Origin of the sequence: Acidovorax sp. 22279 (genome assembly GCF_052045435.1) — a bacterium.
Taxonomy (GTDB): Bacteria; Pseudomonadota; Gammaproteobacteria; order Burkholderiales; family Burkholderiaceae_C; genus Acidovorax; species Acidovorax delafieldii.
On sequence record NZ_JBQEOV010000017.1, the window covers coordinates 42,131 to 58,043 of the forward strand.

The window sequence follows — 15,913 nt, forward strand, 5'->3', positions numbered from 1 at the left end:
GCTGCCATGAAAAAGGGCCCTGAAGGGCCCTTGTGACAGAAAAACGGGTGTGGTTCAGTAGCCGCCGTTGCCGCCGCCACCGTAGCCACCACCGCCGCCATTGCGGCCGCCGCCACCACCGTTGCGCGAACCCGAGCCGTACGGGCTGCGAAAGCCACCTTCGCTGCGGCCACCGCCGCCATAGCCCCCGCCACCACCTTCGCGGCCGCCGCCGTATCCACCGCCGCCGCCCTCGCGGCCACCACCATAACCACCGCCGCCTTCACGGCCGCCGCCATATCCGCCACCACCGCTGCGGCCGCCGCCGTAGCCGCCACCACCACCACCGCCGAAACCACCGCTACGGGGTGGGCGTGGTTCCATGGGGCGGGCTTCGTTCACCAGAATGCTGCGACCGCCGAGGGGTTGGCCGTTCATGCCGTTGATGGCGGCTTGGGCTTCTGCGTCGCTGCCCATCTCCACAAAGCCAAAGCCTTTGGAGCGACCCGTGTCGCGCTCCATCATGACCTTGGCGCTGGTCACGGCACCGAACTGGCCAAAGGCCTGTTCCAGATCACCGTCGCGCACCGAGTAAGGCAGGTTGCCGACGTACAGTTTGTTGCCCATCGAGGGACTCCTCAAAAACACATGAATAAAGCGATGGAGTCCCCAAAACGCAGCCAGCTAATCTCAATGACGCTCTCAGCGCGAAACTGACGGATCACCGCAAACTTGAAATGCGGGCCAAACCCGCCAGACCATTATGCGCCACACTTTTGGGGAAAAAGCAAGGGGCTTTGCGCGCTGTGGTGTCCGTGCCGCGCCAGAACGCAAAAAGGAGCCTGAAGGCTCCTTTTTTTGCCGTCGGCAGGCCCTGAGGACTGCCGATAAGGACTTTTTAGTAGCTGCTACGGCCACCGCCGTAACCACCACCGCCGCCACCGCCGTAGCCGCCGCCACCGCTACGGCCACCGCCGTAACCGCCGCCGCCGCCATTGCCGCCACCGAAGCCACCGCTACGGGGAGCGCGGGGCTCCATAGGGCGGGCTTCGTTGACCACGAGGTCACGGCCACCGAAGTTTTGACCATGCACGCCTTGGATGGCGGCTTGGGCTTCAGCATCGCTGCCCATTTCGACAAAGCCGAAACCCTTGGAGCGGCCGGTGTCACGTTCCATCATGACCTTGGCGCTGCCAACCGAGCCGTACTGGCTGAAGGTCTGCTGCAGATCTTCGTCGCGGAAAGAGTAGGGCAGGTTGCCCACGTAAAGTTTGTTGCCCATGAAGGACTCCTGAAAAAACACAAAAACGCGATGGAGCCCGACGCAATCAACAAACCTGTGACGACTTCAAAGACGCGAAACTGACCATTCACCGCTAAGCTAACTGCCCTTCTGCAAGCAGAAAAGCGAATCCATTATTAATCACTTTATGGGGCCCGTGGGGTTTTATTTCTGGGCAGATGGGCTCAAAACACCGGGGCAGCGTGGTTTTTCGGGGAATTTCAGGGCAAACCATAGGGTAAAATCCGCGGGTCTTTGGGGAGTAGCCCGCCCGGCCGCGCAATGCGCCGGGGGCATGCGTCAACACACTTGGGTTGTTTGAGACCTATGGCGTATGCGGCTTTTTGAGCTGGGCGAGACCATTGACTGCAAACCGATCCACATGGCCGGAGTCGGGGTGCAGTCAATGCGTTTTCCACCCATCCGGCCGGATAGGACCCCCTCCCCCATGGAAGCCTTCTTCATTTCCACCGCCATCGTCGCGCTCGCCGAGATGGGCGACAAGACGCAGCTGCTCGCTCTGGTGCTCGCGGCACGCTTTCGCAAACCCTGGCCCATCGTGCTGGGTATCCTGGTGGCCACGCTGGTCAATCACGGCCTGGCCGGCGCTGTCGGTGCCTGGGTGACCACGTTCCTGGGCCCCCAGGTGCTGCGCTGGATTTTGGGCGCCTCGTTCATCGCCATGGCGGTCTGGATGCTGATCCCCGACAAGCTGGACGAAGGCGAAGCCGACGGATCGCCACGCTGGGGTGTGTTTGGCACCACCGTGGTCGCATTCTTCCTGGCCGAGATGGGCGACAAGACCCAGATCGCCACGGTCATGCTGGCTGCCAAATACAACGCTTACCTCTGGGTGGTGGCGGGCACCACGTTGGGCATGATGCTGGCCAATGCGCCCGTGGTCTGGCTGGGCGAGCGCATCACGCGCAAGGTGCCCATCCGCGCGGTGCATCTGGTGTCTGCCGCCATCTTTCTGGTGTTGGGGCTGCTGGCGATTTTTTCGTCCGCAGGCTGACCTGATCGGTGCGACGGGCTGGGCGACGCGGCGCTGCTTTGGTATATTTGCCGCACGCGCCGATTTGCCACAGCTTGCGGGCGCTTTATAAATTCTGCTAAAGACCCGTCCGACACACCTGCCCGGCCTCGTTTTTAGCGACGCCGGGTATTTTTTTGCCGAGGTTTTGCCCTCGGTGACAGCGGCTCCTCGAGGGGCTTGCGGCGTGTGCAAGCGGTGGAACGTGAGGGCTTACCAGTTCCAACTATGTCGTTCATCGCCACACCCCAGTCCATGCATTTCCCGGATGCGCTGCCGCTGCAAAGCGGCGCGTCCATCCGCGACTACCACCTGGTCTTTGAGACCTACGGCGCGCTCAATGCCGACCGCTCGAACGCCGTGCTCGTGTGCCACGCCCTCAACGCCTCGCACCATGTGGCGGGCGTGTACGCCGGGCAGGACAAGAGCGAAGGCTGGTGGGACAACATGATCGGCCCCGGTAAGCCCGTGGACACCGACCGCTTCTTCGTCATCGGCGTGAACAACCTGGGCTCGTGTTTTGGCTCCTCCGGGCCCATGCACCACCACCCGGACACCGGCGAGGTTTATGGCGCGGACTTCCCCGTGGTCACAGTGGAAGACTGGGTCAACGCCCAGGCGCGGTTGCTGGACCGCCTGGGCATCCAGCAACTGGCGGCTGTGCTGGGTGGCAGCCTGGGCGGCATGCAGGCGCTCAGCTGGACGCTGCAGTACCCCGAGCGCATGCGCCACGCGGTGGTGGTGGCCAGTGCGCCCAACCTCACGGCCGAGAACATCGCCTTCAACGAAGTCGCCCGCCGCGCCATCGTGACCGACCCGGACTTCCACGGCGGCCACTTTTACCGCCACGGCGTGATCCCCAAGCGTGGCCTGCGCATTGCCCGCATGATCGGCCACATCACGTACCTCAGCGACGACGTGATGAACGAGAAGTTCGGGCGTCAGCTGCGTGAAGGCATCGACCTGAAATACAGCACGCAGGACATCGAGTTCCAGATCGAAAGCTACCTGCGCTACCAGGGCGACAAGTTCAGCGACTACTTCGACGCCAACACCTACCTGCTCATCACCCGGGCGCTGGACTACTTCGACCCCGCGCGCACCCATGCCGGCAACCTCACACGGGCCCTGGCCCGGGCGCAGGCCAGGTTCCTGCTGGTGAGTTTCACCACCGACTGGCGCTTTTCGCCCAAGCGCAGCCGCGAGATCGTGAAGGCCCTGCTCGACAACCGCCGCAGCGTGAGCTACGCCGAGATCGATGCGCCCCACGGGCACGATGCCTTTTTGCTCGATGACGCCCGGTACATGGGCGTCATGCGCTCTTACTTCGATAGCATTGCCAAGGAGTTGCAACCATGACCGAAAAAGCGGCGATGCAAGCCCTGGCGCGCCTGGTGCCCCCCGGCTCGCGCGTGCTCGACCTGGGCTGTGGCAACGGCGCCATGCTCGACTACCTGCAGCGCGAGCGCGGCTGCAGCGGCTATGGTGTGGAGATCGACGACGCCAACGTGCTGGCCTGCGTGCAGCGCGGAGTGGATGTGATCCAGCTCAACCTCGACGAGGGGCTGGCCATGTTCGACGACAACAGCTTTGACGTGGTGCTGCAGATCGACACGCTGCAGCACCTGCGCAATGCCGAAACCATGCTGCGCGAAACGGCGCGCGTGGGCCGCACGGGTGTGGTGGCGTTTCCCAACTTTGCGCACTGGCCCAACCGCCTGTCCATCCTGCGCGGACGCATGCCCGTGACGCGGCGCTTGCCTTACCAGTGGTACGACACGCCCAACATCCGCGTGGGCACCTACAAGGACTTCGAAGTGCTGGCCACCAAGAACAGCCTGCGCATCCTGGATGCCTTCGGCCTGCAGGATGGACAGGAAGTGCGCTGGCTGCCCAATGCGCGCGCGGGCACGGCCGTCTTCCACTTCGAACACGCGTAGCGCTTACCGGGGTGTACGCCCCGGCGACACGCCGCTGTCAACCGCATCGGCTAAGGTGCGGGCTCCGTTTGTAGGAGACCCGCATGAAACGCATTGCACTGCGCGCCGTGACCGCTGCCGCGCTGTTGACCACCTGGGCGCTGGGCGCCGTCGCCCAGGCCTGGCCGCCCACCCCCACCGTCATTGCCCACCGGGGCGCATCGGCCCTGCGGCCGGAGCACACGCTCGCCGCGTACCAGAAGGCCATTGACGACGGCGCCGACATCATCGAGCCCGACCTGGTCATCACCAAGGACGGCGTGCTGGTGGCGCGGCACGAGAACGCCATCGCCATCCTGGGCGCTGATGGCTCGGTGAAGGAAGCCACCACCGACGTGGTGGACCGCCCCGAGTTTGCGGGCCGCAAAACCACCAAGACCATCGACGGCCAGGCCATCACCGGCTGGTTCACCGAAGACTTCACGCTGGCCGAGCTCAAAACCCTGCGCGCCCGCGAACGCATCCCTGCACAGCGCCCGGCCAACGTGGCCTACAACGGCCAGTTCGAGGTGCCCACCTTGCAGGAAGTGATCGACCTGGCCAAGGCGGCCACAGCCAAGACCGGTCGCACCATCGGCATCTACCCCGAGACCAAACACCCCACCTACTTCCAGTCCATCGGCCTGCCGCTGGAGGCGCCGCTGCTGGCCGTGCTGGAGAAGAACGGCTGGAACCACAAGGACGCGCCCGTGTTCGTGCAGTCGTTCGAGGTCAGCAACCTGCAGGCGATCCGCAAGCTCAGCAGCGTGCGCCTGGTGCAGCTGGTCGCCCCTTCGGGCCGGCCGTATGACTTTGTGGCGCAGGGCGCGGCCAACACACGCGCTTATGCCGACCTGATCACGCCCGAGGGCCTGCAGCAGGTAGCCACTTACGCCAACGCCATTGGGCCATTCAAGACCCTGGTGGTGCCGGTGAAGGACGGTGTGCCCGGCGAGCCCACGCCGCTGGTCGCGCAGGCCCATGCCGCCGGGCTGGCGGTGCATATCTGGACGCTGCGTCCCGAAAACGCCTTCCTGCCCGCTGGTCTGAAGAAGGCGCCGATCACTGATGGCATCGTGCGCGGCGACAGCGTGGCCGAGATCACGGCCTACCTGCGCGCGCGCATCGACGGCTTCTTCACCGACGACTCGGCGGTGGGCCGTGCTGCAGTGCAGGCCTTCACGGCGAAGGCGACGAAGTAACAGGTGCCGGGCGCGGTTTGCCCGGTGCGGAACGCGCGCCCTGGCGCAACCCCAGTTGCCGCGCCTTTTCCACCCACAGTGCTAGCCGGTCGGCGCTGGCGCTGCGCACGGGGCCAAAGCTGTGCACCTGCACGGGCCGGATGCCGCAGAACTCCAGGATGGCCTTCTTCATCTGGTGGTGCCCCGGCATGCGCGTGACCCAGCGGAAGTACCAGGGCGGCGAGTCCATGGTCACCAGCAGCTCGGCCGATCGGCCGGTCAGCAGCTTGTCCCACAGCGATGAGCCTTTGCGGTACTTGAACGCGTAGCCGGGCAGCAGCACGCGGTCGATAAAACCCTTGAGCAGCGCGGGCATGGCGCCCCACCAGATGGGGTACACCCACACCAGGTGGTGCGCCCAGCTGATGTCTGCCTGCGCTGCCAGCAGGTCGGGTTCCAGCGGCTGGGCAGCGCCGTAGCCCTGGAACAGGGGGTTGAAGGTCAGCTGACCCACGTCCAGAAAGCGCACCTGCGCCCCGGCGTGCCGGGCGCCCTCGGCATAGGCACGTGCCATGCCCGCGCACAGGCTCCCGGGGGCGGGGTGGCCCAGGATGACCAGAATGTTGTGTTGCTCTGCCACAGACGCTCCATCTCGGTGTTGTTGATGGCGCCATGGTCACCTTGCCCCACGGGGCAGAGTCAAGCGGTCAGGTCAAGTCGCGGTGGATCTCGCAGCGCCCGCTGTGGTCGTTGCACCAAATTGCGCGGGGTTGTGCGCTGGAGGTGCCTCCGCCAGTGTGGAGGGTGCAGCGCAGGCTTCGGGTGCCACGGGCACGGCCAGCGTGTCGCAGGTGTGCAGTTCGTCTTCCAACAGCGCCAGCTGTGCGTCCAGCGCTGCCAGGCGCGCCAGCTCCTGCGCCACGGCGGCCCGCCGCCCGGCCACCAGTTGGGCCACACGGTTCCAGCCAGCGGCGGTGTCGATGTGGGGCAGCCCGTCCAGCTCCGACAGCCGAAAACCCAGCGCCTGGGCCCTGCGAATCAGCAACACGCGGGCCACATCGGCCTCGCCATAGTGGCGGTAGCTGCCCGCGCGCGCCACCGTGCCCAGCAGGCCCCGTGACTCATACAGCCGAATGGCCTTGGGCGTGGTGCCGGTGCGTTGGGCGAGTTCTCCGATGCGCATGGGTGATCCTGAGATTGCTATAAAATGTATAGCTGTAAAGGCATATGAAACTGGCGCTAGAGGCGAATTTGGCACAAATTCAGGCTCCACGGCGCTCTGGGCGGGCAATGGGCTCGTTGGCTACACGATAAGCTGCGGCGCTTTGAAGTTGCCTCTTCGCACTGCCCCCATGCCCCAGTTTGCCGCCCACCTGAGCCTGATGTACACCGAGCTGCCCTTGCTCGACCGTTTTGCGGCTGCGGCGCACGACGGGTTCCGGGCGGTGGAACTGCACTTCCCCTACGCTTTCGATCCCCGCGAGATCGCTGCCCGGCTACAGGACAACGGCCTGCAGCTGGTGCTGTTCAACGCCCCGGCGGGCGGGTTCGGGCCCACCGACATGGCCCACGCCTGGGACCAGGGCGCACGGGGCCTCGCCGCGCAGCCGGGTCGGGAGGCGGAGTTTCGCGCCGGGGTGCTGGAGGCCCTGCGGTATGCCGAGCAACTGCGCTGCCCGTTCATCAACCTGCTGTGCGGCACCGTGCCGCCGGGGGTGGAGCGCGAATCGCTCAAGGCCCTGTGCGTGGGCAACCTGCGCTGGGCGGCAGAGCAGGCCGCGCGTGCAGGGTGTGACATCCTCATCGAGCCCACCAACCTGCGCGACGTGCCGCGTTATTTCCTGAACCGGCAGGATCATGCGCACGAGCTGCTCGATGCGGCCCAGGTGCCCCACCTGAAGGTGCTGATGGACCTGTACCACTGCCAGCTGGTGGAGGGGGACCTGCACGGCAAGCTGCAGCGTTACCTGCCCACGGGCCGCGTGGCCCACATCCAGGTGGCGGGCGTGCCCACACGCAATGAGCCCGACCGGGGCGAGCTGCACTACCCGTTCCTGCTCGACACCATCGACGCCCTGGGCTACACGGGCTGGGTGGGGTGCGAATACACCCCGGCGGCAGGCACGTCACAGGGGCTCGGCTGGCGGGACTTGGCCCTGCGCAGCCGCGCCCCGCACCCCGCATAGATCGTTTCGGCGGTCGGCACCAATACGCGCGAATGCGTAAGGGAATGCGTGAATAAATGTAACAAGGTGCTGCGCTTAGAGTGAATGCAGACCGGCCCAGCCGGCTTTTCGCATTCCATTCCAGGAGACACCCCGCATGCCCGCATCCCTTGCCAACAACCGATCCGTCGCGCGCCAGGTCACGTTGACCGCCATTGCGCTGGTGGCCTTGGTGCTGGTGCTGGTGGGGCTGGCGATTGCCGTGCTGACCGAGCGCAGCACCCGTGCCCAGGTGGTGGCCAGCGTGGGCGACACGGCACAGAGCGTGGCGCAGTCGCTGGACGCGGCCGACAACACCAACCGCGAGCTGGTGCAGCTGACCATGAAGGGCTTTCAGCGCTACTTCGAGGCCGCCATGCAGCTCGACGAAGCCTCGGGCGAGCTGCGCAGCTACGGCGCGCTGGTCAACGAGGACTATGGCTCGGTCGACAAATTCGCCAGCGAGACGGGCGGCATTGCCACCGTGTTCGCCAAGAAGGGCGACGATTTCATCCGCATCACCACCTCGGTCAAGAACGACAAGGGCGAGCGCCAGATGGGCACGCCGCTTGGCCGCACCGACCCGGCCTACGCCACGGTGTCCAAGGGCGAGCCTTTTACTGGCGTCACGGTGGTGAACGGCAAGCCCTTCATGGGCCACTACCTGCCCGCCAAGGACGCCTCGGGCAAGGTCATTGCGCTGCTGTTCATCGGCAACGACATCAGCGTGTTCCACGCCATGCTGCAAAAGCAGGTGGCGCAGACGAAGTTCTTCGAACACGGCGGCACCTACGTGATCAACCCTGGCACCTCGCTGGACCAGGCCGTGTTCGTGTACCACCCCACGGCGCGCGGCAAGCGCGTGCTGGAGGCCTACCCGCAGGCGCGCCCCTTCTTTGAAGCGCTGGCTGCATCGCAGGACGGCTTTGTGCGCGAGGCCGCAGACGTGCTGGGCACCGGCGCCGAGAACCCCTGGGCGCTGGTGCGCAAGACCGGTGGCGGCTGGTGGGTGGTGGCCGAAGTGGCCGACGGCGAGGCCATGGCCAGCCAGCGGCGCGTCACGCTGGCCGTGTGGGGCCTGATGGCCGTGGCCGTGGTGCTGCTGGCCATCGGCCTGTTCGTCATGCTGCGCCGGGGCGTGAGCCGCCCGCTGCAGGACCTGACCCAGGCCATCACGCTGGTCGCGCAGGGCGACCTGACCGAAGCCTTTCACACCACGCGGCGCGACGAGATCGGCGCGCTGGTGCAGGAGGTGGAGGGCATGCGCCAGCGCTATACGCAGATGCTGCAGCAGGTGCGCAATGCCGTGGACAGCATCACCACCGCCAGCGCCGAGATTGCCAGCGGCAACCAGGATCTGTCGGCCCGCACCGAGGCCACGGCCAGCAGCCTGGCGCAGACCGCACAAAGCATGGAGCACCTGACCTCCACCGTGCGCCAGTCGGCCGACGCCGCGCGCCAGGCCAACCAGCTGGCCAGCACCGCGGCCGAGGTCGCCGCGCGCGGCGGCCAGGTGGTGGGCGAGGTGGTCACCACCATGGGCGACATCAACCAGAGCTCGCGCAAGATCGCCGACATCATCGGCGTGATTGATTCGATCGCGTTCCAGACCAACATCCTCGCGCTCAACGCTGCGGTGGAAGCCGCCCGCGCGGGTGAGCAGGGCCGGGGTTTTGCCGTGGTGGCCAGCGAAGTGCGCAACCTGGCCGGGCGCAGCGCTGAGGCGGCGCGCGAGATCAAGGCGCTGATTGGTGCGTCCGTAGAGCGGGTGGAATCGGGCGCGCGCCTTGTGCAGAACGCGGGCAGCACCATGGACGAGATCGTGGGCTCGGTCAAACGGGTGGGCGACATCATTGGCGAGATCACGGCCGCATCGACCGAACAGTCCGACGGCATCGGCCAGGTCAACACCGCCGTCAACCAGCTCGACCAGATGACGCAGCAGAACGCCGCGCTGGTGGAGCAATCTGCCGCCGCTGCGCAAAGCCTGCGCGAGCAGGCCACGCGGCTGGCCGGGGCGGTACAGGTGTTCAAACTCTCGCGGGGCGACGGCGCGGCGACCCACGGTGGCCTGGGTTACTCGGCGCGCGAGGCCCTGGCTGCGCCCATGGCGCAGACCGGCGACGGCGAGGGACAGCACGCGCCCGGCAGCGGAGCCCGGGCGCCCGCCCAGCTGCAATAGGGCGCACGAATGGTGGGGGTGGTCATCCGGCGGTTTGCGGTCTGTGGCCCTTGGTTTATGCTGGTCTGATTCCTTTCACTCCCCCGCCCACCTGCATCCATGGCCGCCCACGTCCCCACCATGCTGGCAATGATCATTGCCAGCTCCCTCATGATGGCGGCCTCCATGGCCGTGGTGGGCTGGGGTCGGCGACGCGACGGCCTGGGTCGCTGGGCGGCGGCCCTGCTGGTCAACGCCATCGGCCACTTGCTGATCATGCTGCGCGGCCTGATTCCCGATGTGTTGTCCATCGTGGTCGGCAACCTGATGTTGTCCAGTGTGTTCGTGGGCATGATCGCAGCGGTCTATCAGTTCCAGGGGCGCCCCGTGCGCTGGCCCGTGCTGCTGGCACCACCGCTGCTGGTGCTGGTTTTTGTCTCGGTGTTCATCGACAACTTTCCGGCGCGGGTGAGTTTTGTGGGCCTGGTCATCGGGCTGCAGGCCGTGTGGGCGTTGCTGGCGGCGCTGTCGCACCGGCACGCCACCGTGGGGCGCGGGCAGTGGCTGCTGGTGGCGGGTCTGTCGCTGGAGGCCGTGGTGCTGGGGGGGCGTGCGCTGGTGGCCATCAGCACCCATTCCGAGGCCACCAACATCCTGCAAAGCAGTGCGCTGCAGACGCTGACTTTTCTGGCCACCTTCTCGGTGGTACTCGTCAGCTCGGTGGGTTTTGTGTTCATGTCGCGCGACCGGGCCGACGAAAACAACCGCGTGCTGGCCGCGCTGGACCCGCTCACCGGCGTGGCCAACCGCCGCTCGCTGATCGCGGCGCTGGATCGCGACGTGGCCCGCGCCCAGCGCATGCGCGAGCCCATGGCCCTGATGATGGTGGACATCGACCACTTCAAGGACGTGAACGACCAGTACGGCCATCCGGCGGGGGACCGCGTGTTGTGCAGCGTGGTCAACGTCCTGCGCCAGCGCGTGCGTGCGCAGGACTTGGTGGGCCGCTACGGGGGCGAAGAGTTCATGGTGCTGCTGCCCGACACCGGCCTCGTGGGGGCCGAGCAGCTGGCGCGCGAGCTGTGCAAGGCGGTCGAGGAGTCCCGCTGCCCAGCCGATGGCGTGCCCGGCCCCGGCATTGCGGTCACGGTGAGCATTGGCGTGTTTGGCGGGCGGCTGGAGTCGGGTGACAGCTGGGACATGCTGATTGCTGCCGCCGACCGCGCGCTGTACCAGGCCAAGAACAACGGCCGCAACCGCGTCGAGGTGGCTACGGGCCTGCGCCGCCCCAGCGCCCAGCTGGCGGCCCAGGCCAATCCCGAGACCCTGCCCGAGTCTCTGTATTGATCGATGGCGCCCGGCGGGGGGTTGTGTTGGAATGGCGGATTGATCACCTTCTGCCTTCAGGAGCCCCACCATGAACGCCCGCGTGCCCTCCCAAGTCCTTCAGCCTGAGCTTGCCCTGCAGCGTGTCAGCCAGGCCTGGGACAGTGACATTGTTCGCCAGCTCACCGACTACATCGCCATCCCTGCCAAGTCCCCCACGTTCGCTGCCGACTGGGCCGAGCTGGGCCTGCTCGACACCGTGGTGCGCAACGCCGCCGCCTGGGTGGAGTCGCAAAAGGTCGAGGGCCTGACGCTCGAAATCGTGCGCCTGGAAGGCCGCACCCCGGTGCTGTTCTTCGAGATCGCCGCCACCCAGCCCGGCGCCACCGACACCGTGCTCATGTACGGCCATTTGGACAAGCAACCCGAGTTCTCTGGCTGGCGCAGCGACCTGGGCCCTTGGACGCCCAAGTACGAAGACGGCAAGCTCTACGGCCGGGGCGGCGCCGATGACGGCTATGCGGTGTACGCCAGCATCGCTGCGGTGCAGGAACTCAAGCGCCAGAACGTGCCGCACCCGCGCATCGTGGGTCTGATTGAAACCTGCGAGGAAAGCGGCTCGCGCGACCTGCTGCCCTACATCGATGCACTGAAGCCTCGCATGGGCAACGTGGCGCTGGTCGTGTGCCTGGACTCGGGCGCCGGCAACTACGACCAGCTGTGGCTCACCACCAGCCTGCGCGGCATGGCCAGCGGCACGCTCAAGGTCGAGATCCTGACCGAGGGCATCCACTCGGGCGATGCCTCGGGCCTGGTGCCCTCGTCGTTCCGCATCATGCGGCAGGTGCTCGACCGGCTGGAAGACAGCGCCACCGGCCGCCTGCTGCCCCAGAGCTTCCATTGCGAAGTGCCCGCCGACCGGCTGGCCCAGGCCCGCGCCACGGCGGCCATCCTGGGCGAAGAGGTGTACCGCCGCTTCCCCTGGGCGCACTACGACTGCGGCGGCTCCACCACGTTTGCACTGCCCACCACCACCGACCCGGTGCAGGCATTGCTCAAGCGTACCTGGGAGCCCACGCTCAGCGTCACCGGTGCCGAGGGCTTCCCGGCGCTGCAGGACGCGGGCAACGTGCTGCGGCCCTACACCGCCTTCAAGCTCAGCCTGCGCCTGCCCCCGCTGGTGGACGCCGCGCAAGCCGTGCAGGACCTGAAGGCGCTGCTGGAAGACAACGCGCCCTACCAGGCCAAGGTCACCTTTCAGAGCGGCGGCGGTGCCACGGGCTGGAATGCCCCGGCCACCACCCCCTGGTTCGAGCAGGCGCTCAACGAAGCCTCGCAGGCGCACTTTGGCGCGCCCTGCGGCTACATCGGCCAGGGCGGCACCATCCCGCTCATGAACATGCTCAGCGAAGGCTTCCCCACCGCGCAGATGATGGTCTGTGGCGTGCTGGGCCCCAAGAGCAACGCGCACGGCCCCAACGAGTTTTTGCATGTGCCGTATGCCAAGCGCCTCACCGCCTCCGTGGCACACGTGATGGCGGCCATGGCCCAAAGCTCGGGTACAACCCCCTGAGTCGCTGCGCGCCTTCCCCCTTCTCTCGAAATCGCTGCGCGACTTCGGGAAGGGGGACGATGCCCTCACTGCGGGGCGGCCCTTGCTCGGCATCCCCGGTATTGCGCCCCGCCTGATCCGCGTTCTGTTCCCTAGTCCGTGCCAGCCCTTTCACCATGACCCTCAACGACGAAGAACTTGCGCCCTCCACCCTGACCACCTTCACCGCCAGCGATGGCGAGAACCTGGCCGTGCAGGACTGGCCCTTGCCGCAGGGCGAGCCCTGCCGGGGGACGGTGTTGCTGGTGCACGGCCTGGGCGAGCATGTGGGCCGCTACGACGCGCTGGCCCGCCGCCTCAACGACTGGGGGTTTGCGGTGCGGGGCTATGACCAATACGGCCATGGCGAATCGGCCGGGCCGCGCGGCGGGCTCACGTCGGACATGCGCCTGCTGGACGATCTGGCAGACCTGGTGGACGCCACCCGCGCCCGCATGCCTGCGGGCCAGCCCCTGGTGCTACTGGGCCACAGCATGGGCGGCTTGGTGGCCTCGCGGTTTGTGTCCCTGCACCTGCGGCCGGTGGATGCACTGGTGCTGTCCTCCCCCGCACTCGATGCCGGCCTGGGCGCCGTGCAAAAACTGCTGCTGGCCACGCTGCCGCGCATCGCGCCCAACCTGCGCGTGGGCAATGGGCTGGACGCGCAGTACCTTTCGCATGACAGCGCCGTGGTGGCGGCCTACCTGGCCGATCCGCTGTGCCACGACCGCATCAGCGCCCGCCTGGCCCGCTTCATTGCCGAGGGTGGCCCCGCCACCGTGGCCCGCGCTGCGCACTGGAGCGTGCCCACGCTGCTGATGTGGGCGGGCAGCGACAAGCTGGTCAACCCTGCGGGCAGCCGCGCCTTTGCGGCCGCTGCACCCAAGGCTGTGGTGCATTCCCACTGCTTTGAGCCCTTGTTCCACGAGCTGTTCAACGAAAGCCCGGAACTGGCCGCGCCGGTGTTCGACCTGCTGCGGCAATGGCTGGTGAGGCGCTGCGCGGTGCCTGCAAGGCCGTAGGCAGGCGCCGGGTGGCCTGATTTCAGAGAAAACGGCTGGTTGCGCTAGTGCAATATGACCCGGTTGCTATTATTTTTGAAGTAGGCCGCCGAGCATCCCCAGCAGATCGTTGGCATTGCCAAAACCGCCATGGGGCGCCTGGCCCTGGGGGCTCAGGTGGTCTACCAGGCCCGGCAACACCTGCGCCAGCTGCCCCGCCGCAGCGCTGGGGCCTACGCCCAGTTGCGACGCAATCTGCGCCAGCGGGCCACTGCCCAGCACCTGGGACAGCTGCTCGCCCGATATTGCGTGGTTCGGCCCCGTGCTCAGCCAGGACGCCATCACATTGCCCAGCCCAGCCTGCTGAAACTTGGCTATCAGCCCCGGCAGGCCGCCCACCGGGCCATCGTTGCTGATCAGGGACATCACGGCCTGCACCAGCTGCGGGTTTTGTGCGGCCAGGCTGATCAGCCCTCCCAGGCCACCACCGGCCCCACCCGCCGCAGCGGCGCCACTGCCGCCTTGCGACGCGTTGTTGATGACGGCACCCAGAACGGAATCGAGCAAACCCATGGTGTTCTCCTGCAGGGGGACAAGGGGCGGCAGTGCGTCGCCCCGGACGAAGACACCCATGGTACGCACCTTGGCGTCCTTTTCATGTCAACAATCGTGAATTGTGGTGCCGCGAACCTTGACCGACGGTGCGCGCTGCAACACGCCATCCACCGCCGGCTCGGCGTTCACGCTGGTGTGCGTCGCAGGGGACAACGTCCCCGAGTCGTGCGATTACCTGGTGCGGGGTGGGCGCTTGTCGAGCAGCGGCGCACTCACACCTTGTACCCCCACCAGCCCCAGCACCGTGACCAGCGAGGTCTGGGCGCCCTTCCAGGCATCCGTCAGGTCGATCCATTCGGACAGCGCGTGGAACCCGCCCGTCTTGCCGCCGCCCCCGATCACGATGGCGGGGATGCCCAGCGCCATGGGCACGTTGGCATCGGTGCTGGCACCGGCCAGCACCGTCTTGCGGCCAAAGGCGGTGTTGGCGCGCACGGCGGCCTCCACGATCAACGCGTCGGCGGCGGTGCGGCCACCGGGCCGGTCGCCGATGAGCTTGGTCGACGCGCTCAGGGTGTTTACGCCCCAGCGTGCGTTCTCTTCGGTCACGGCGCTGTCCACGGCGGCCAACACCTGCTTTTCGGTGGCCAGCAGCGGGGCCATTTCGTCGGAGCGGATGTCCACCGCCATGCGCGCATCGGGCGCGATGGTGTTGACGGACGTGCCGCCGCCCACCGTGCCCACGGTGAAGGTGGTCTTGGGGCTCTTGGGCGTGCGGATCTCGGCGATCTTGGCAATGGCGCGGCCCATGCCGTGGATGGCGCTGGGCACCTCGCCGAACGCGGCGTAGCTGTGGCCGCCGGGGCCCTTGAAGGTCACCTCGTGGCGGTGGCTGCCCGTGCCCAGCACCAGCACCGTGCCATCGGGCGCGGGCTCCAGCGCCACCATGCCGTCGATGTCCAGGTGCTCCTTGAACAAATGCTTCATGCCGCGCAGGTTGCCCAGCTCTTCCTCGCCCACATTGCCCACAAACACCAGGTCGCCCACGGTGGTGATCTTCTGGTCGTTCAACACCTTGAGCCACGACAGCAGCACGGCCAGTCCGCGCGTGTTGTCGGAAATGCCGGGCGCATACAGCTTGCCGTCGCGCTCCTTCACCTTCACGTCGGTGCCGGAGGGGAACACGGTGTCCAGGTGGGCCGAGATGACCAGCTTGGGGCCGTTGCCGGTGCCCTTGCGCACGCCCACCACATTGCCTTCGGCATCGATGGCGGCGTTGGTCAGGCCCAGGGCCTGGAGCCGGGCCAGGAAGGCTTCGGCGCGCTTTTGTTCCTTGAACGGAGGCGCCTCGATCTCGGTGAGCATGCGCAGGTCTTCGGTGGCGCGGTCGTGGTCGGCCTTCACGGCGTCGAGCAGCTGCAGGATCTGGGGTGCGGCCATCAGCTGGCCATAGGCCTTGTCCACGGCAGGGCGCAGCACGGTGGGCGTGGGCGCCACGGCGCCGAACTGCGCATGGGCGGCACCGGGCAGCAAGGCGGCGCAGGCGAGGGCCATGACACCCGCAAGGGCTGTGGCACGGAAGGTATGGAGAGGGAGAGTCATGGTGATCCAGCGAAACACGAACACAAACGGAAGGAGTGAC

Annotated in this window: 15 protein-coding genes and 1 riboswitch; of the genes, 9 read left to right on the forward strand and 6 right to left on the reverse strand. The window is 66.9% G+C overall.

The window, feature by feature from the left end:
- Positions 1 to 54: 54 nt before the first annotated feature.
- Positions 55 to 606, reverse strand: a complete 552-nt coding sequence (locus ACTJKQ_RS20020; protein ID WP_440597866.1) for an RNA recognition motif domain-containing protein — start codon at positions 604 to 606, stop codon at positions 55 to 57.
- A 271-nt stretch (positions 607 to 877) separates the two neighbouring features.
- Positions 878 to 1,261, reverse strand: a complete 384-nt coding sequence (locus ACTJKQ_RS20025) for an RNA recognition motif domain-containing protein (protein ID WP_056056787.1) — start codon at positions 1,259 to 1,261, stop codon at positions 878 to 880.
- A 245-nt stretch (positions 1,262 to 1,506) separates the two neighbouring features.
- Positions 1,507 to 1,700, forward strand: a riboswitch (yybP-ykoY riboswitch).
- 9 nt (positions 1,701 to 1,709) lie between these two features.
- On the opposite strand from ACTJKQ_RS20025, the gene ACTJKQ_RS20030 reads away from it, so the two are divergent.
- From ACTJKQ_RS20030 to ACTJKQ_RS20045, 4 genes are all read left to right on the forward strand, one after another.
- The gene (locus ACTJKQ_RS20030; RefSeq protein ID WP_056056786.1) at positions 1,710 to 2,276 is read left to right on the forward strand and encodes a TMEM165/GDT1 family protein; all 567 of its coding nucleotides are present in this window, start codon (positions 1,710 to 1,712) and stop codon (positions 2,274 to 2,276) included.
- Positions 2,277 to 2,522: 246 nt separating this feature from the next.
- A complete protein-coding gene (gene metX, locus ACTJKQ_RS20035) occupies positions 2,523 to 3,653 on the forward strand; it encodes a homoserine O-succinyltransferase MetX (RefSeq protein WP_436076684.1) in 1,131 nt (376 codons plus the stop codon).
- Complete coding sequence (gene metW, locus ACTJKQ_RS20040; protein WP_055402134.1) at positions 3,650 to 4,234, forward strand: methionine biosynthesis protein MetW; 585 nt, start codon at positions 3,650 to 3,652, stop codon at positions 4,232 to 4,234. The genes metX and metW overlap by 4 nt, the downstream gene beginning before the upstream one ends.
- An 83-nt stretch (positions 4,235 to 4,317) precedes the next feature.
- Entirely contained in the window at positions 4,318 to 5,454 is a 1,137-nt protein-coding gene (locus ACTJKQ_RS20045) for a glycerophosphodiester phosphodiesterase (RefSeq protein WP_440597867.1), read from the forward strand.
- On the opposite strand, the gene ACTJKQ_RS20050 is transcribed toward ACTJKQ_RS20045, so the two are convergent.
- Together ACTJKQ_RS20050 and ACTJKQ_RS20055 are read right to left on the reverse strand one after the other, a co-directional pair.
- Positions 5,432 to 6,073 (reverse strand): NAD(P)H-dependent oxidoreductase, encoded by a 642-nt coding sequence (locus ACTJKQ_RS20050; protein WP_440597868.1) that lies wholly within the window; start codon positions 6,071 to 6,073, stop codon positions 5,432 to 5,434. The genes ACTJKQ_RS20045 and ACTJKQ_RS20050 overlap by 23 nt on opposite strands.
- A gap of 72 nt (positions 6,074 to 6,145) precedes the next feature.
- Positions 6,146 to 6,616, reverse strand: coding sequence for a MerR family transcriptional regulator (locus ACTJKQ_RS20055; RefSeq protein ID WP_440597869.1), 471 nt, complete (start codon positions 6,614 to 6,616; stop codon positions 6,146 to 6,148).
- 169 nt (positions 6,617 to 6,785) lie between these two features.
- Between ACTJKQ_RS20055 and ACTJKQ_RS20060 the strand changes: the two genes are divergently transcribed.
- The 5 genes from ACTJKQ_RS20060 (at position 6,786) to ACTJKQ_RS20080 (ending at position 13,737) form a co-directional block, all read left to right on the forward strand.
- On the forward strand, positions 6,786 to 7,619 hold the full coding sequence (locus ACTJKQ_RS20060) for a hydroxypyruvate isomerase family protein (protein WP_440597870.1): 834 nt from the start codon (positions 6,786 to 6,788) through the stop codon (positions 7,617 to 7,619).
- A 136-nt stretch (positions 7,620 to 7,755) separates the two neighbouring features.
- Entirely contained in the window at positions 7,756 to 9,819 is a 2,064-nt protein-coding gene (locus ACTJKQ_RS20065; RefSeq protein WP_260665685.1) for a methyl-accepting chemotaxis protein, read from the forward strand.
- A gap of 99 nt (positions 9,820 to 9,918) precedes the next feature.
- A complete protein-coding gene (locus ACTJKQ_RS20070) occupies positions 9,919 to 11,145 on the forward strand; it encodes a GGDEF domain-containing protein (protein ID WP_260665684.1) in 1,227 nt (408 codons plus the stop codon).
- 70 nt (positions 11,146 to 11,215) lie between these two features.
- Positions 11,216 to 12,697: a M20 family metallopeptidase gene (locus ACTJKQ_RS20075; RefSeq protein WP_192419336.1), complete on the forward strand. Its 1,482-nt coding sequence runs from the start codon at positions 11,216 to 11,218 to the stop codon at positions 12,695 to 12,697.
- 155 nt (positions 12,698 to 12,852) lie between these two features.
- Positions 12,853 to 13,737, forward strand: a complete 885-nt coding sequence (locus tag ACTJKQ_RS20080; protein ID WP_440597871.1) for a lysophospholipase — start codon at positions 12,853 to 12,855, stop codon at positions 13,735 to 13,737.
- Positions 13,738 to 13,806: 69 nt separating this feature from the next.
- Here ACTJKQ_RS20080 and ACTJKQ_RS20085 read toward each other — a convergent pair whose 3' ends face one another.
- Entirely contained in the window at positions 13,807 to 14,289 is a 483-nt protein-coding gene (locus tag ACTJKQ_RS20085) for a YidB family protein (RefSeq protein WP_440597872.1), read from the reverse strand.
- Between the two features lie 213 nt (positions 14,290 to 14,502).
- Positions 14,503 to 15,873 (reverse strand): M20/M25/M40 family metallo-hydrolase, encoded by a 1,371-nt coding sequence (locus ACTJKQ_RS20090; RefSeq protein ID WP_440597873.1) that lies wholly within the window; start codon positions 15,871 to 15,873, stop codon positions 14,503 to 14,505.
- Positions 15,874 to 15,913 lie beyond the last annotated feature (40 nt).